This is a genomic window from Oxobacter pfennigii, assembly GCF_001317355.1.
Classification (GTDB): domain Bacteria; phylum Bacillota; class Clostridia; order Clostridiales; family Oxobacteraceae; genus Oxobacter; species Oxobacter pfennigii.
In genome coordinates, this window is the sequence record NZ_LKET01000029.1 from 281,780 (window position 1) to 297,626 (window position 15,847).

Here is a 15,847-nt window from a genome sequence, read left to right on the forward strand (position 1 = left end):
GCGGTAATATCATCCACAATAGTGAGCTTTTTTGTTGTACTTATTTTACGAGTTGGGACATAGATACGGGTGAAGTGTAACCATCTGAGGTTATATGGTTTACCTATGTCTTTTTAACGTTGATATGCAGACTAAAGCTCCCACTGCGGATTTTAGTCTGCATTTTTTATTGCCTGTAAACATAGGCCGCGTGTTTTCCCGAAAGGGAGCATCATATCTCTGGCTATGCTTATTGGGCTTAACAATGAAAGTTTTTAGGAGGAACATTTATGTATTATATTTTCATATAATCCTTCCTGCTTAAATCGCAGGGTTTTCCCTGCGTACAGGTAAATGAAAACGTGCGATTTTTAGACGGGAGGAAATAAAATGGAATCAATAATAAAAGCAAAAGACATTCGCCTGGAATACACAGGGCGTGATATTTTAGATATTGATGAAATAGAATTATATGATTATGATCGTATTGGTTTGGTGGGGCCAAATGGTGCGGGAAAGAGCACCTTATTTAAAGTACTCTTGGGTGAACTGACTCTGCCAGGATGTAAAATAAGTCGTTTCGGACAATTTGCTTACATTCCGCAATTAGATCAAGCAGTTTTGCAGGAGGTCAAAGATTTTGCACTTATGGGCAAACTGAATGTTGAACAATTAGAGGTACAAACCATGAGTGGCGGTGAAGAAACAAGACTTAAAATAGCACAGGCTCTTTCAGAACAGGTACATGGTATTTTGGCAGATGAACCTACCAGCCATTTAGACCGTGAGGGGATCGAATTTTTAGTCGGCCAGTTAAAATATTTTTCCGGTGCCTTGCTGGTTATCAGCCATGACCGCTATTTCCTTGATGAGGTGGTGGATAAAATATGGGAACTGAAGGACGGTAAAATCACGGAGTATTGGGGGAACTATTCCGATTATCTTCGTCAGAAAGACGAGGAACGTAAAAGCCAGTCTTCAAAATATCAACAATTTGTTGCGGAACGTGACCGGCTGGAACAGGCTGTGGAAGAGAAACGTAAACAAGCACGTAAAATAGAACAGAAAGCCAAAGGTGTTTCAAAGAAAAATAATTCTGAAAGTGGCGGGCGCTTAGCCCATCAGAAAACAATTGGAAGTAAGCAAAAAACATTGTATAATGCTGCTAAATCTATGGAACATAGAATTGCAGCTTTGGGAGACGTGGAAGCTCCAGAAAATATCCGCAGTATCCGTTTCCGGCAGAGTGAAGCATTGGCACTCCATAATCCCTATCCGATTACCGGCACAGAAATCAATAAAAGGTTTGGGGATAAGGTGTTGTTTGAAAAAGCATCTTTTAGCATACCCCTTGGGGCAAAGGTGGCGCTGACCGGTGGGAATGGTGCAGGAAAAACAACTTTGCTTCAGATGATCTTAAACCATGAAGAGGGTATTTCGATTTCACCTAAGGCTGAAATAGGTTACTTTGCCCAAAATGGTTATAGATACAACCGTAATCAGGAGATCATAGAATTTATGCAGGAGGATTGTGATTACAATGTGTCAGAAATTCGTTCAGTGCTGGCCTCGATGGGTTTTGTACAAAATGATATTACCAAAAGGTTATCTGTTTTAAGCGGCGGCGAAATTATTAAATTGCTGCTGGCTAAAATGCTCATGGGCAGGTATAATATCTTGTTAATGGACGAACCGAGCAACTTCCTTGACCTGCCAAGTCTAGAGGCGCTGGAGATGCTGATGAAAGGGTATGCCGGAACCATTGTGTTTATCACTCACGATAAACGGCTGCTTGATAATGTGGCTGATATGATTTATGAAATCAAAGATAAAAGATTGAACTTAATCCGATAAACTAATTTATCTGGGTATATAAAAGATGAAAAGGGAGAAATCATTCTATGGCGGAACTGGTATGAAGAAAAGTGTTTAATAATCTTGTAGCTTAAGAGGTATCCTTAAGGAAAATTCTTAAGAGGACGGTTAATATTGACACATAGAGGGTCTTCCAATTCATAACTCAGTTGGAAGGCCCTACCCCTATCCTATAGGGCTTGGCAGTCAAACTATTAATTATCGGCCCATAATATTTTGATGACTGATACAATAAATAATAAACATCATATAAGATGCGATATTGTGCTCAAAGGTTATCCGCGTACACGGCTGATGATTGATTGCTGAATTTCAATAGAAATTTCTTTAGTTCGGGCAATTCCTTTTTTTAATGCAACATCAAAGGGTACACCATTTGCCAGGCTGTTGATAATGGCATCGGTAACCCCTCCTTTTGTAATCATCCTCTCGATATATTTCTTTTTGTCTAAGCTGCTATGAAAATGGGGCAAAGCCTTTAGTGCCCAGGCATAAAGTTCCGAAATAAGGGGATATTCCATTCCAATTCTCTCAACAGCCATTTTACGTTCTGCTGAATTTTCTGACTTCAATAATGCCGCAGGCATACAAACGCCGGCAGTAAAGATGTCCAGATCATTTTCTGACATAACTTTAATATGCGTTAAATTTATTGAACGTACTAGTAATTTTAAATGCTCATGCTCTGGATATATAGCTGCTATACCTTTTCCGGATACTATGGTGTCCGGTCCGCTGCACATCATCCGATACACATCCATACTTAATATCCTGTTTAACAGTTCTATAGGTACTCCTGCCATACATGAAACAATAAGGACTTTGCTTGACACCACAGTTTCCTTTAGTTCAAGAATATCCTGGGGCCTTACTGTGATCAAAACAATCCCCGATTCTTGGAACAGTCTTTGATTTGTAGTAAGGCATGAAGCCAGACCCTGCACTTCAAGTTTTTGATAAGTGAGAGGATTTCCTTTATATGAAATGAGAAGATTTTCTTTCTCAAGCCCCTGGTTGACCAGTGATCCTGCCATTGCCTGTCCCAAATGGCCACATCCAATGATTCCAACTTTAAGGTTATTTAGTAACTCCAGGTTTATCCCGCCCAAACAATTCCACTCCTTTCGTCATTTATCATACCCATATACTACTGCAAGAGTAAGAGTAGGTCAACGATTGCCGAATATATGGAAGAATAACTTTTTAATAAATAATATTCCTGATGGTTGACAAACTATAGATATAATTATATTATGTTTATTATATAATAGATAAAAATAATATAAGTTTATAAATTTGTGTTAAGTGATTTAAAACATTTTTATAGGAATAACATAAGAAAAAAATAATTTAGTAAAGAGTATTTTTGTGCAAAGGGGAAAATAAATAGATGAAAATTGTTGCGATTAATGGAAGTCCTAAAGGTAAAACAGGCAACACTAATGTAATGGTGTCTTCATTTTTAAAGGGGGCGCAAGAATCAGGGGCAGAGACAGTAAACATATTCTTGGCTGAGAAGGAAATCAAGCACTGCAGAGGCTGCCACATTTGCTGGTCTAAAGGCCCCTGTCAATGCGTAATCAGCGATGATATGCTGGGAGTGATCTCGCTTATTGGAGGAGCCGATGTCGTGGTCTTTGCTACTCCTGTGTATTTTGCGAACATTTCGGGCATGCTGAAGGTCTTTATGGATCGTATGACTATGATAGGCAGCCCTCATCCACCTCAGGGTGCAAAGGCGGAAGGTGGAGATTCAAATAGTACAGGAGCGCTTACCCCTAAGTTTGTGGTTATTTCCAGCTGCGGTTATTCTGATAGGTCGGAGTTTGAAGTGATTTCTCTCTGGATTAAAAGGGTAGCGCTTAAGATGCGTTCTGAAGTGATTGGAGAAATATATGCGACGCAGGGGAAATATCTGACTGAACGAGCGGAGGAATTGAAATTATCTATATCCAGTTACCTCTCAGTTTTAAAAGCTGCTGGAGAAGAGATTGCTACTGGTATGAAATTATCGGAAACAACTCAAAGCTTGCTGGAAAAAGGGATTGCTTTTAAATAAAGCAACATATTTCTATAAGTAGTAAACTTAAGTATAAATTATCCTATAAACTGTACAGCAATTTCTGAAGCATAACCGGATGTTATGCTGAAAGTCCAAATATATAGTAGCAAAGGAGTGTTTGTAGAATGGAAATATCGGAGCAGTTTTGGAATGCTTCCCTTAATGAAATGAAAAGAGGATTTATAGAAGAACAGGAGAGTTTCTTATGCCTGTTATGCGGAAAGAAAATAGAAAAGGGTATAATCTATCCTGCAGGTAATGCTTTATACGAAGCCGGGAAGTTTATGATTAAGCACATAGAGGATGAGCATGGTTCTGTTTTTGAATATTTAAGCAGTCTCGATAAAAAGCTTACCGGATTGTCGGAACATCAAAGAACACTTATAAATCTTTTCTATCAGGGTAAAACGGATAAGGAAGTACAAAAAGAAATGGGCATAGGAAGCCCGTCTACCATACGGAATCACAGGTTTGCCTTAAGAGAAAGAGAAAGGCAGTCAAAGATCTTTTTAGTGATGATGGAACTTTTAAAGGAAAAGGATAAAAATCCAGCAAGCCTTATAAAGCCTCATATGGCGGCAACTATGGTGGACGACCGTTATAATGTCACCGGTGATGAAAACGAAAGGCTGATAAAGAAATACTTCCCTCAAGGTATAAACGGAAAGCTTAAAACCTTCTCCATGCAGGAGAAGCATAAAATCATTGTTCTGCGCCAGATTATAAAGCGCTTTGATAAAAGCACGGTATATAATGAAAAAGAACTGAACGAAATATTGAAAGAGATATACGAATACGATTATGTTGCATTACGAAGATATTTGATAGAATATGGCTTTATGGACAGGAAGAAGGATTGCAGCGAGTATTGGGTGAAAGATTCAAATACCGGTGAAAACAAGCCGGAAAAGAAGGATGAAAAGGTTATAAGCGGTGTCTACCAGATAAGGAATACCAAAAATCAAAAGATTTTTATCACCAGCGGGAGAAATCTATCCAAACTCAACGGCATCAAATTTGAGCTTAATGTTGGGTCTTACAGAAATAAAGAACTGCAGGATGATTGGAATAGGTATGGTGAGGATGCTTTTGCTTTTGAAATTTTGGAATCCTTTGAAGAAGACGGAGAGATCAAAGGCCTGATGAGTAAGATTAAGGACCTTGAAAAGCAGTGGATACAAAGGCTCCAACCCTTCAATGAAAAGGGCTATAACAAAGAATAGGAGAAAATCTTATGGATAAAAAACTCAGCCGTAAAGAAATGATAGCGCAATACAAAGAAGCCAAACTTGATATGGGCGTATACAGGATAAAAAATGTGAAAACGGGAAAATATCTTTTAGGCAGCACCACAGATATTAAAAATATATACAATAAGTTTGAATTCGGAGCTCAGACATCAACCCCCGGAGTGTTTCCCAGAAAATTAGCCGCTGATATTACAGAGTATGGGTTTGATAATTTTTCTATAGAAGTATTGGAGCTTTTAGATGTAAAACCTGAAATGACAAAATCAGAAATTGATGAGGAACTTAAGCTTTTGGAAGATATATGGCGGGATAAGCTTGGGAAGGGAAATGAATATTAAAAATTCAAGGGGTAGGTTGCCTTTTTCAAAATGGGCAAATAATAGAGCCACGGCGACGCCGTGGCTCAAACTCATCTCTTTGTAAGAAGCTTTTCTATTCCATTCCTGCTTTTAGTGCCTCGCTCATGGAAAATGCATTGATTTTTCTCCTGCAAAACAGTTTCGGCATCTCGTAAGGTAGCATTACAACGACAAAGCCAACTATGACGTAAAGCGGGTCGATTTCTTCAAGGCGTAACATCAATAAACATATTCATCATCCTCACTTTATCGATACAAGGTTTTGCGAAGAATTTGCAAGTACTCGCTCTTTTACCATTTCGTCATAATGAGGCTTATAGGCATCAGTGTCAACTGCTCTATACCTTCTTTTAAATAAATATAGGATATTCTGAGTACATCTTTTCCATATTGAACAATAAGTTTATTTGCATAGTAACTATACGGTAAGAATAAAAATAATAATATTTTCGTGACATTTTCAGATTTCTTTCGTCTTAATTAATGTAAACAACCCGGCGCCGGGAAAGAAGGTGTTGACATATGACAATAGAAGATGTGAATTTAGAAGAAATTGAAAGTGTATGTTTATCTACCTGGGAGCAAATTTACCGTTTTATATATTACAAGGTGCAAAACCGTGAAGAGGCAGAGGATATAACCCAGGAGACATACGTAAAAACCATTGCCTATATGAAAAAATATAAAACAAGTCCAGAAAGATACATAGGCTTTCTGAAGAAGGTTGCCCATAATATTCTGCGGGATAAATGGCGAAAAATTAACCGCAGTGGCACAGATATCAATCTGGATGAAATTAATCCTGAAAAAGTAGCCAGTGAAGATTATACGGAAGCAAGTATACAAAGACAGGTTATTGAAGATGCTTTAAACAACTTGAACGATGAGCAAAAGAATGTAATAGACTTAAGGATAATTAAAGGCTATTCCGTGGCAGAAACGGCTAATATTATGGGAAAAGGCGAAGGTGCGGTGCGTTCCCTGCAATACAGGGCAGTTCAAAATCTGCAGAGAATACTGGTCAAGGAGGAATGAAACTATGAATGATTTTGAATATAAATTGTCTGATTATATTGATACTTTAAATGCTGAAAATAAGCCTAAAGAGCACGAAGAGGATGTTGAATCCCCTGAAATGGAGAAGCTTTATAATACGGTAAGACTTATTAAAACATTAAAAGAACCGGTTATGCCCGAAAAAAGTTATACAGAAAAACTGGTTCACAATGTATCGAAGCAAATCTCTCAAAGCAAAACGAATATCTGGCTAAAAAGGCTTATTGGCATGACGGCAGCTATTGCTGCAATGCTGGTTATTGCATTAACCTTAAACTATATATCTCCTTTTAACACATTAAATTATGCGTATGCCATGGAGAAGGCATACAACAAAATAAAGGCCTACCATGGATTTATCGAAATTGCATCGGTAAATGCCAAAGGAGAACCTGCATCCCAGGCAAAATTGGAAGTATGGGCAGATAAAAAAGGCCGCTATTATGTTAAGCAGTCAGATGGCAGCGGTGACAGTATAGTAACTGTAAACAACGGGGAGAAGAAATGGCAGGTTGTGCCTAAAGACATTGCCTATAATAGGGATGAAAATATTGTATATACTTTTCCGGCCTTTCCCGACTCATACCGTTTCAGCTTTGAACTTGGAAAGGAAATAGAGAACATTAAAAATGCCATATCTACAGAGGTTATAGGCGAGGAAACAGTTGCCGGAAGGAAAGCGGATTTAATTGAAGTAACTCCTGAGGGCGGAGATGTTTATAAAATATGGGTTGATAAAGAAACAAAGCTTCCATTAAGAAAACAGTCGGCAATGAACAATGCACTGCAATATACGGTAACTTACACGGAAATAGAATTTACTGATGATATTCCTGGCTCTATTATGGAATATATTCCATCGGAAGGATATAGCGAAGTCAATGTAAACCAGGAATTAAAGGTTATAAATATTGAAGAGGCACAAAATATTGCGGGATTTGCTGCAGTGCTTCCTCAAAATATTCCCGAAGGCTATGTCCAAAAGGGAATAGCCGTAGAGACCGGTGAAAATGCAGTCAAGATATATTATTCACTGGTATCAAATGAAGATATAAGGATTGTGCTGCGGCAAAAATTAAGTGCAGATGAGCTTGTACCATCACCGAACTCTATGTTAGGAAAAATAGGTGATATACAGGTGGAAATGCAATCGCCAATACAATCAGAGTCAGGAATTTTAGGTACAGGTCCATATGCAGGGGTGACCAATTTGAACTCCATAAGGTGGATACAGGAAGGAAAAGAGTATGCCGTATTAGGTAATGCTCCACTAGAAACCCTGGCGGAATTTGCAGGCAGCCTTACAGGTATGGAAGTTGAAATACCTTCACAGGATGGAAGCTCCGCTAAACCCCAGGTAGAGGTGCCAGTGGATATGGAAATTGCAAAGAATGACCAAAAAGGCGTTGACGGAGGCCATTCCCCATGGCAGCTGGACCCAACCTTTGTAACTCAGGTTTTTGTAAGCCTTCAAATTTCACCTGAAGGTATTACAGGAGATTATCCCGTAAAATATGAACAACTTAAAATTATTGAAAATACAGGCATTGAGGCAATAATAGAGGTTGAAAGCGAAAAATCTCCTATAGCCAAGGTTTATTTAAAACGATTGGTAAGGCAGGATGAAACGGGAATTTGGTCTGTAGTAGGATACGATATGAAATAGTAAAGTTTGAATAAATAGCTGGGCGGTAATTTAAACCGCCCAGCTATTTATGTTAAAAAAATCAATCGAAATGATCCCAGTATGCAAGAACTATCTCCTCAATAATAGAGCTATCTTCTACAATGCTGTTAACCTTAGTATTGTTGCCTTTATCAAAATCCAGAATTATAAGCTTCTCTTCACCGATGTCAAACCATCCTTCAAGGGGCTCTCCGGTGTGGCGACTCGTAACTTGATCGGATTTTGGTTTGTATTTTTCAAATCCAGTCTTTGCGCTATCTTCAACTCTAACTCCCAGGTCAGTTTCAAAATCGGGACTGAAGGAAGTAACACTTATGACTTTTTCAGTTTCTTTCCCAAATTTTACAGTTATACCTTTGTCATAGGTCCAAACAGTCAAATCCTCTTTAAAATACCCGGAGTCATCAGTTTCCAGGGATTCTTTATAGTCCTTGCCCAGTATTTTAACAACATCTTCGATGGAGTCACCAAGGCATATGCCGCCAAGGCTCCGGGGCCTTACAACGGCAGGAGTAGGATTCTTATTTTCATCAACATTGCCGTTATTTTGTATGTCGGTACCCGGCTGGCTTATACGCGGGTTTAGATTGCCCGAACATCCGGAAATCATAAATAGCATCATAATAATTCCCGTAATTAATGCGGTTTTTATCATAAAAATAAAACCTCCGATTATATTATTGAATTTTTAAGGCAGCCGCCTTTTGAAACATAATCATCCTGAGGGCGGCAAAAAATATAAAGTTATATAATTTATATTTATTAGACGGAACCTAGGTATATATAGTTTCATTTTAGACGATTTTATGTTAAAGGATGAGTTTAAATCGATTTACAGAAGATGCATATAAAGCGGAGGATTAGGGGGTGGGGCATGACGATACTGCCTTCTAGACATAAAGAGGTATCCTTTAAATATGGAATGAAATATAGGTTTTATGCAAGGCTAAAATCGTTAATGATGAATTTAGTCTTGCAATCAAGAATTTACTATTTCATTTTACTAAATATTTTTAAAATACTATTGACATTAACGTTGCGTAAAAGTTTATAGTTATTTTGTAAGGAGGTGAGGGCATGGAGTATACAGTGCAAAAGCTTGGCAAAATAGCAGGTATCAGCACCAGGACATTGAGGTATTATGATGAAATAGGTATTCTTAAGCCGGCAAGAATCAATTCGTCAGGATACCGGATTTACGGCCAGGCAGAGGTTGACAAGTTACAGCAAATACTATTCTACAGGGAATTGGGTGTAAGCCTGGATAGTATAAAGGATATAGTAACCGCACCTTCCTTTGACGGAGCAAAGGCACTTAGAGAACACCATGAAAAGCTCCTTGAAAAAAGAGAACAACTGGATTTGCTTATAGCAAACGTGGAAAAGACAATAGCATTAACAGAAGGGAGAATTATAATGAGTGATAAAGAAAAGTTCGAAGGCTTCAAGCAAAAGCTTATAGATGAAAACGAAAAGAAATATGGCAATGAAATACGGGATAAATATGGCAAGGACGTTGTTGAAAAATCAAATGAAAAATTCAAAAATATGACCAAGGAACAGTATGATGAGGTAAACGACCTGGCAGTACAGGTAAAAGAAACACTGGCAGAAGCATTTAAAACCGGTGATCCGTCAGGAGAACTGGCACAAAAGGCTGTTGACCTTCACAGGCAGTGGCTGACTTACTTCTGGCCCCAGTACAGCAAGGAAGCTCATGCGGGTTTAGGGCAAATGTATGTTGATGATGAAAGATTTACAGCATACTATGACACGGAGCAGTCTGGAACCGCAGCATTTTTAAGGGACGCCATATTCATCTATGCAGGAAAAAAATAATATAAGCAAAGAGATCTAAATAGCTAAAAAAATACCGAGGCGGTTTTAAACTGCCTCGGTATTTTTTAATCAATCAAAATGCTCCCAGTATGCCAGCACTATTTCTTCTATAACTGAATCTTCTTCGACATCCATATTAATCATAGAATCATCGTCCTTGTCTAAATCCAGTATGATGAGCTGCCCATCGCCTATGTCATACCAGCCTATAATAGGCTCGTCGGTGTGACGGCTTACAACTTGATTGAATTTGGATTGGTATTTTTCAAAAGCAATTTTTGCGCTGTCTCCAGGCTTTACTCCCAGGTCAGTTTGAAAATCCGAGCCTTGAGCAGCGGCATTTAAGACTTTTTTAGTGTCCTTGCCAAAAGTTACAACAATGCCTTTGCCGTAGGTCCAAATTATCAAATCTTCTCTAAAATAGCCGGAATAATCTATTTCCATAGATTCTTTATAATCCTTGCCTAATATATTCATAACATCATTTGAAGAGTCACCGAGGCATATACCGCCTAAGCTATTAGACCTTACGGCTGTACCAGGCTGAGTTACACGTCTACCGTCGTTGATGGAGCATCCGGATAAAATGAATAGTATAATTATAATTCCTGTTACATGCAATACAATTTTTTTCATAATTTTTCAGCCTCCTTTTAGGATTTATTGTGGGTACGTATTTTAAAGCATAAATAACATTACAAACATGGCGGTGCAAAATTATATTAACTATATATATATTAGACGTATATTAAGTATATGAAGTTTCCTTTTAAATGAATTTATGTTATAATACGACCGTTGTGTCAAAGACAACTGGAGATTTAAAAGGAGGAGTTTAAATTGCTTTATAGAGGCGGTATATACAGCGTAAGGTTAAGGAAGTAAAGCGCGGTTCATGAAGATGCTCTTCCGTATATAAAGAAATATCCTTTAAATGTGGAATGAAATGTCATGTTCCGTGCTATTTAATCCAATTAAAATAGCAGTTTGAAGGAGAGAAAAAACTTGGAAAATAAAATGAACAGTTGGAAGAAGACTTTTTATATAATTTCGGCAGGCCAGGCATTTTCAGTGCTTGGAAGCTCGGTAGTACAATTTGCCATCATATGGTGGCTTACTGTTAAGACGAACTCGGCAATAGTTTTATCTGTTGCATCAATTGCAGGATTTTTGCCTCATGCCATATTGGGACCATTTATCGGGGCAGTTGTAGACAGGCACAGCAGAAAGTTTATAATGATTGTCGCTGACCTTTGTATAGCGGCAGTAACTTTTGTGCTGATTATAATATTCTTCGTAGGTGAACCACCGGTGGGGATAATTTATGCGGCTCTGGCACTGAGATCTCTTGGTTCTTCATTTCATACGCCTGCAATGCAGGCATCGATTCCTATGATTGTACCCGAAGAAAAACTGACATGGGCTGCAGGTATAACCCAGATGATACAGTCAGTCAGCCTTATATTGGGACCGGCTTTGGCAGGACTCATGCTGGGAATGTTTGAGGTACAGTATGTAATGCTGATAGATGTATTGGGAGCAGTTATTGCAACTATTACTTTGCTGGCTATAAAAATTAAAGATCCGGTTAAAAGCGATGAAGATATGAACAATAAAGGCATATTGAGGGAAATTGGCTATGGCATAAAATCACTTATGAGTTATAAAGGGTTATTTGTGCTTACTATTATTTCTTCTATTTACATGGTTATATATATTCCTGTAGGTTCTTTATTTCCTCTTATGGTAAGAGGCCATTTCCAAGGCGGAGCCTTTCATGCCAGCACTGTGGAGGCTGCATTTGCTGCAGGAATGCTTATAGGATCCCCTGTACTTGGAGCTATAGGTGCTAAACTGAATAGAATTACAATAATCAGCCTTTCCATATTAATAATGGGAGCAGCGCTTATAGTATCCGGGCTTTTACCCGTTGGCGCATTCATAGCATTTGTGATACTCACAGCTCTTATGGGGTTTAGCAGCCCTTTGTTTGCAGGCTCATATTTTGCACTGCTGCAAAGCAAAATCGATCCAAGTATATTAGGAAGGGTAATGGGGGTAATAAACAGCATGATGCTTATTGCTTCGCCTGTAGGGCTCGTAGTTGCAGGCCCCGGAGCGGAAATAATAGGCATTGCAAGATGGTTCCTTCTATCAGGAATACTCATATTAATCCTTGGAATGGCGTGCATCTTGAATATTTCAATAAAATCCATAGAAAACTAAGAATGAAGCAGGCTGCAGCCTGCTTCATTTTAAAATTTATTTGTAACAAAGAGGTAAAAATGGAAGCTAAGCAGGTTTTAAAAATTGCTCTCTGGGCAGGAGAGATACTTCTCACTAATGGGGCAGAGGCTTACAGAGTGGAGGAAACAATTGAAAATATATGCAGGGCGTACGGACATGAGTGTGAATGCCTGGCTATCGAAAAAGGTATATTTGTATCCATTGCATATGGTGACGATGAAAAGGTTACCTCCCTTAAAAAAATAAAATCAAGGAATGTCGACTTGCACAGAATAGAGCTTGTTAATACCTTTTCCAGGAATATTCAAAAAGAGCTTCTTTCCTACGATGAAGCTAAAAGGATGCTCAAGGAGATTGAAAAGGCCCCAAATTTCAGCCTCGGGTTAAGGCTTTTCTCCGCAGGAATGATATCCTTTATTTATACCCTGTTTTTTAACGGAACCATATACGATGCCATCGCATCGGCGCCCATATCCATTGGGATATACGCCATGCTTCAAAGGCTTTCAAAGGCGGGACTTTTTAAATTCCTCGAGTATTTTTTATCCGGCCTTATAATCGGCGGCGTAAGCATGATGCTCCAGGGGTTATTTCCTTTTATAATTAAGGATAATGTAATAACCGGCTCCATCATAATTCTCATTCCCGGAGTGCCTCTTACCAACGGCATCAAGGACATCATATACGGCCATTCTATGTCGGGTATGATTAAGTTCGCTGAATCGCTGCTTATAATAATTGCCATTGGTGCGGGAATCGCGGTGGCCTTATCTGTAGGTACGGGGGTGGGCTCATGGTAAGGCAGGTAATATTGGCTTTTTTCGGAAGCATTTTCCCCGTCATTTTATTCAACATAGACAGGAAGAAATTAATATGGAATGGTTTATGCGGTGCCCTTGCCTGGACGGTTTATCTTTTATCCTTTGAATTAACCAAAAACACCGTTATGTCTTCCTTCATGGGTGCTTTTACGGTGGGAATATACAGTGAGACCATGGCGAGAAAATTAAAAACTCCTGCCATGGAGTTTTCAATAGCGGGAATATTTCCTTTGGTTCCGGGAATGACAGCTTATAAAACCATAACTTATATTGTGGAGCAGAACTTTATACAGGCCTTTGCATTTGGAATCCAAACCCTGGCGGTGGCAGGTGCCGTAGGCTTTGGTATAATGCTTGTGGCAACTGTTTTCAGGTTCTTTTCCAGGGTTGTTAAAGAATAGAAAAGCAGCAAATTTTCTGATTATAAGGAATTTATTTAAAATATAATCTTCTTAATAAGATGTTGACATTTCAAGCTGCATCATATAATATGAAATACAAATATCTCAAGTCCAATCGGAGGATACCTGAATGAACAATTCTATTAGAAAGGGTTTTGCAGGCGAATATTTTAGCTTCAACTTTAGTCAGCGCTATTTTAGCGCAGATTTTTGGCCCTGCAAAAAAATGAATGATTACCTTTCTAATGAGTTTGAATTTAAGGGGGATACTCTATTTTAGGGGTATAGTATACCTTTTAATATCTATATATGTATTTTAAGAAGACTCATTGGGTCTTCTTTTTATTATTGCAAAAACATAGGTTCCCGCGGGATCCGCCAGCAATCTTTGATTGCTATAGCGGGTGGGATTCTTATTTTACCTAAAATCAAGGAGGGTTAAAATGTTACAGATTATGAAGTATGATACGGGAAGCAGTGTGGAAACAGCATGCGATGTTCAGGCCGCTCCTATGCCTTTTAAACTTGCAAACAGGATGTCCCATCCTGATGATACCGTTATAGAGGTTGACGGCAGAAAGATAGGCGGAAATACCCTGGCTATTATGGCCGGTCCCTGCTCCGTTGAAAGCGAGGAACAAATAATTGAAGTAGCAACAAAGGTTAAGGAATCGGGAGCAAAATTTTTAAGAGGCGGAGCATTTAAGCCGAGAAGCTCACCCTATAGCTTTCAAGGCATGGGAGTTGACGGACTTAAATTATTAAAGATTGCCAGCGTTGAAACCGGCCTCCCTGTCGTGACGGAAGTTATGAGCATAGAGCAGATAGATTATGTCATGGAATATGGCGATATCATACAGGTGGGCGCAAGAAATATGCAAAACTATGAGCTTTTAAAAGAGCTAGGCAAAGTTGATAAACCGGTGCTGCTAAAAAGAGGCCTGTCTGCTACCATAGAAGAGCTGATTTTATCGGCGGAATATATAATGGCAGGTGGCAATTCCGATGTCATTCTCTGTGAGAGGGGGATAAGAACCTTTGAAACCTACACAAGAAATACATTGGATTTAAGCGCAGTTGCAGTATTAAAGAGGATTACCCACCTGCCGGTTATAGTTGACCCCAGCCATGCCTGCGGAAAGAGATGGATGGTGGATCCGCTGGCGAGGGCAGCTGTTGCCGTAGGTGCCGACGGCCTTATAATTGAGGTTCACAACAACCCCGAAAAAGCCTTGTGCGACGGTGAGCAGTCCTTAAGGCCGGAAGAATTCGATACATTGGTCGGAGCGCTAAAAGGCCTGGTGAATATTCAGGGAAGAGTTATATAATTCTTAGTTTGAAAAAGCATAACCGGATGTTATGCCCTAGGTTCAAATATATAGTAGCAAGGAAGGTGAAATTCTCATGAGAATAAAAGTAGGTTTCCAGGGAGTGCCCGGCTCTTATAGCGAAGAAGCACTTATAAATTATTTTGGCAGGGAAGTTGATATGATAGCTGTCAGGGAATTTGAAGATGTATTTTCGGAATTGGACAAAAATACAATAGAATATGGAGTGCTGCCTATAGAAAATTCCTCAACGGGAGCCATTGCCAACGTATATGACCTTTTAAACAGGCACGACTATTATATAGTAGGCGAGATTTGCATCAAGGTAAGCCACTGCTTGATGGGCGTGAAGGGTGCAAAAATAGATGATATAGAAGAAGTTTATTCCCATCCCCAAGGATTGGAGCAGTGCAGGGAATATTTAAGTTCTCACAGGGACTGGAAGCTGATACCTTATAGAAACACTGCTGTAAGCGCGGAATACGTTAATGAAAAAGGGTCAAAGTCATTGGGAGCCATTGCCAGCAAAAGAGCGGCGGAGCTTTACAACCTTGAGATTTTGGCTGAAAATATCAATATGAATGACACCAACTACACAAGGTTTGCCATTATAGGCAAGGAGATGGATAAAAGTGAGAGTCCGGATAAGATAAGTATTGTAATTTCGACGGAACATAAGGCAGGCTGCCTTTACAATGTGCTTAAATATTTTGCCGAGAACAATATCAATTTGCTTAAGATAGAATCAAGGCCTGTTGCGCACACTCCCTGGGAATATTATTTTTATATAGACTATGAGGGTAATTTAAACGATATAACAGTAATAAATGCTACGAAGGAAATTGAAAGAAACAGTTGTTATTTTAAGCTTTTGGGGAACTATAAAAAGCATGTTGATGATATAGAAGATGAAGGTCTGCTGTGCAAGGCGTGACGGAAGATT

The 15,847-nt window shown here is 39.0% G+C and carries 15 protein-coding genes and 1 pseudogene; 12 read left to right on the plus strand and 4 right to left on the minus strand.

The window, feature by feature from the left end; translation table 11 throughout:
- Positions 1-369 precede the first annotated feature (369 nt).
- Positions 370-1,833: an Msr family ABC-F type ribosomal protection protein gene (locus tag OXPF_RS09185; RefSeq protein WP_054874900.1), complete on the plus strand. Its 1,464-nt coding sequence runs from the start codon at positions 370-372 to the stop codon at positions 1,831-1,833.
- A gap of 296 nt (positions 1,834-2,129) precedes the next feature.
- On the opposite strand, the gene OXPF_RS09190 is transcribed toward OXPF_RS09185, so the two are convergent.
- On the minus strand, positions 2,130-2,963 hold the full coding sequence (locus tag OXPF_RS09190) for a pyrroline-5-carboxylate reductase family protein (RefSeq protein WP_054874901.1): 834 nt from the start codon (positions 2,961-2,963) through the stop codon (positions 2,130-2,132).
- A gap of 281 nt (positions 2,964-3,244) precedes the next feature.
- Here OXPF_RS09190 and OXPF_RS09195 point away from each other — a divergent pair, with 281 nt between their 5' ends.
- The 3 genes from OXPF_RS09195 to OXPF_RS09205 all read left to right on the plus strand — a co-directional run bounded on the left by OXPF_RS09195 (position 3,245) and on the right by OXPF_RS09205 (position 5,504).
- The gene (locus OXPF_RS09195; RefSeq protein ID WP_054874902.1) at positions 3,245-3,913 is read left to right on the plus strand and encodes a flavodoxin family protein; all 669 of its coding nucleotides are present in this window, start codon (positions 3,245-3,247) and stop codon (positions 3,911-3,913) included.
- A 128-nt stretch (positions 3,914-4,041) separates the two neighbouring features.
- Positions 4,042-5,139 carry a DUF2087 domain-containing protein gene (locus OXPF_RS09200; protein ID WP_054874903.1) on the plus strand — a complete coding sequence of 366 codons (1,098 nt, stop codon included), beginning with the start codon at positions 4,042-4,044 and terminating at the stop codon, positions 5,137-5,139.
- Positions 5,140-5,150: 11 nt separating this feature from the next.
- Positions 5,151-5,504 carry a GIY-YIG nuclease family protein gene (locus OXPF_RS09205; protein ID WP_054874904.1) on the plus strand — a complete coding sequence of 118 codons (354 nt, stop codon included), beginning with the start codon at positions 5,151-5,153 and terminating at the stop codon, positions 5,502-5,504.
- A 94-nt stretch (positions 5,505-5,598) separates the two neighbouring features.
- Here OXPF_RS09205 and OXPF_RS22440 read toward each other — a convergent pair whose 3' ends face one another.
- A complete protein-coding gene (locus OXPF_RS22440) occupies positions 5,599-5,748 on the minus strand; it encodes a hypothetical protein (RefSeq protein ID WP_160317186.1) in 150 nt (49 codons plus the stop codon).
- Between the two features lie 299 nt (positions 5,749-6,047).
- On the opposite strand from OXPF_RS22440, the gene OXPF_RS09210 reads away from it, so the two are divergent.
- A complete protein-coding gene (locus OXPF_RS09210; RefSeq protein WP_054874905.1) occupies positions 6,048-6,560 on the plus strand; it encodes an RNA polymerase sigma factor in 513 nt (170 codons plus the stop codon).
- Between the two features lie 4 nt (positions 6,561-6,564).
- Complete coding sequence (locus OXPF_RS09215; protein ID WP_054874906.1) at positions 6,565-8,247, plus strand: LolA family protein; 1,683 nt, start codon at positions 6,565-6,567, stop codon at positions 8,245-8,247.
- Between the two features lie 61 nt (positions 8,248-8,308).
- Here OXPF_RS09215 and OXPF_RS09220 read toward each other — a convergent pair whose 3' ends face one another.
- On the minus strand, positions 8,309-8,923 hold the full coding sequence (locus tag OXPF_RS09220) for a hypothetical protein (RefSeq protein ID WP_054874907.1): 615 nt from the start codon (positions 8,921-8,923) through the stop codon (positions 8,309-8,311).
- Positions 8,924-9,345: 422 nt separating this feature from the next.
- Between OXPF_RS09220 and OXPF_RS09225 the strand changes: the two genes are divergently transcribed.
- On the plus strand, positions 9,346-10,107 hold the full coding sequence (locus tag OXPF_RS09225) for a MerR family transcriptional regulator (protein ID WP_054874908.1): 762 nt from the start codon (positions 9,346-9,348) through the stop codon (positions 10,105-10,107).
- Between the two features lie 69 nt (positions 10,108-10,176).
- Here the strand turns inward: OXPF_RS09225 and OXPF_RS09230 are convergent, their stop codons facing one another.
- Positions 10,177-10,743 carry a hypothetical protein gene (locus OXPF_RS09230; protein ID WP_054874909.1) on the minus strand — a complete coding sequence of 189 codons (567 nt, stop codon included), beginning with the start codon at positions 10,741-10,743 and terminating at the stop codon, positions 10,177-10,179.
- 369 nt (positions 10,744-11,112) lie between these two features.
- Here OXPF_RS09230 and OXPF_RS09235 point away from each other — a divergent pair, with 369 nt between their 5' ends.
- The 5 genes and pseudogenes from OXPF_RS09235 (at position 11,113) to pheA (ending at position 15,838) form a co-directional block, all read left to right on the plus strand.
- Complete coding sequence (locus OXPF_RS09235; protein ID WP_242854369.1) at positions 11,113-12,333, plus strand: MFS transporter; 1,221 nt, start codon at positions 11,113-11,115, stop codon at positions 12,331-12,333.
- 59 nt (positions 12,334-12,392) lie between these two features.
- Positions 12,393-13,154, plus strand: coding sequence for a threonine/serine exporter family protein (locus tag OXPF_RS09240; RefSeq protein ID WP_054874973.1), 762 nt, complete (start codon positions 12,393-12,395; stop codon positions 13,152-13,154).
- A complete protein-coding gene (locus OXPF_RS09245) occupies positions 13,148-13,576 on the plus strand; it encodes a threonine/serine exporter family protein (RefSeq protein WP_054874910.1) in 429 nt (142 codons plus the stop codon). The genes OXPF_RS09240 and OXPF_RS09245 overlap by 7 nt, the downstream gene beginning before the upstream one ends.
- Positions 13,577-14,034: 458 nt before the next feature.
- Positions 14,035-14,904 (plus strand): annotated as a pseudogene (gene aroF / locus OXPF_RS09250) (3-deoxy-7-phosphoheptulonate synthase); the annotation flags it as partial.
- Between the two features lie 76 nt (positions 14,905-14,980).
- Positions 14,981-15,838 (plus strand): prephenate dehydratase, encoded by an 858-nt coding sequence (gene pheA, locus OXPF_RS09255; RefSeq protein WP_054874911.1) that lies wholly within the window; start codon positions 14,981-14,983, stop codon positions 15,836-15,838.
- Positions 15,839-15,847: the final 9 nt, after the last annotated feature.

Bases quoted from the DNA above. Each gene is read 5' to 3' on its own strand.
- OXPF_RS09230 (WP_054874909.1), bottom strand. From the start codon at position 10,743: ATGAAAAAAATTGTATTGCATGTAACAGGAATTATAATTATACTATTC.
- OXPF_RS09245 (WP_054874910.1), top strand. From the start codon at position 13,148: ATGGTAAGGCAGGTAATATTGGCTTTTTTCGGAAGCATTTTCCCCGTC.
- OXPF_RS09220 (WP_054874907.1), bottom strand. From the start codon at position 8,923: ATGATAAAAACCGCATTAATTACGGGAATTATTATGATGCTATTTATG.
- OXPF_RS09205 (WP_054874904.1), top strand. From the start codon at position 5,151: ATGGATAAAAAACTCAGCCGTAAAGAAATGATAGCGCAATACAAAGAA.
- OXPF_RS09225 (WP_054874908.1), top strand. From the start codon at position 9,346: ATGGAGTATACAGTGCAAAAGCTTGGCAAAATAGCAGGTATCAGCACC.
- OXPF_RS09240 (WP_054874973.1), top strand. From the start codon at position 12,393: ATGGAAGCTAAGCAGGTTTTAAAAATTGCTCTCTGGGCAGGAGAGATA.
- OXPF_RS09210 (WP_054874905.1), top strand. From the start codon at position 6,048: ATGACAATAGAAGATGTGAATTTAGAAGAAATTGAAAGTGTATGTTTA.
- OXPF_RS09215 (WP_054874906.1), top strand. From the start codon at position 6,565: ATGAATGATTTTGAATATAAATTGTCTGATTATATTGATACTTTAAAT.
- pheA (WP_054874911.1), top strand. From the start codon at position 14,981: ATGAGAATAAAAGTAGGTTTCCAGGGAGTGCCCGGCTCTTATAGCGAA.
- OXPF_RS09195 (WP_054874902.1), top strand. From the start codon at position 3,245: ATGAAAATTGTTGCGATTAATGGAAGTCCTAAAGGTAAAACAGGCAAC.
- OXPF_RS09200 (WP_054874903.1), top strand. From the start codon at position 4,042: ATGGAAATATCGGAGCAGTTTTGGAATGCTTCCCTTAATGAAATGAAA.
- OXPF_RS09185 (WP_054874900.1), top strand. From the start codon at position 370: ATGGAATCAATAATAAAAGCAAAAGACATTCGCCTGGAATACACAGGG.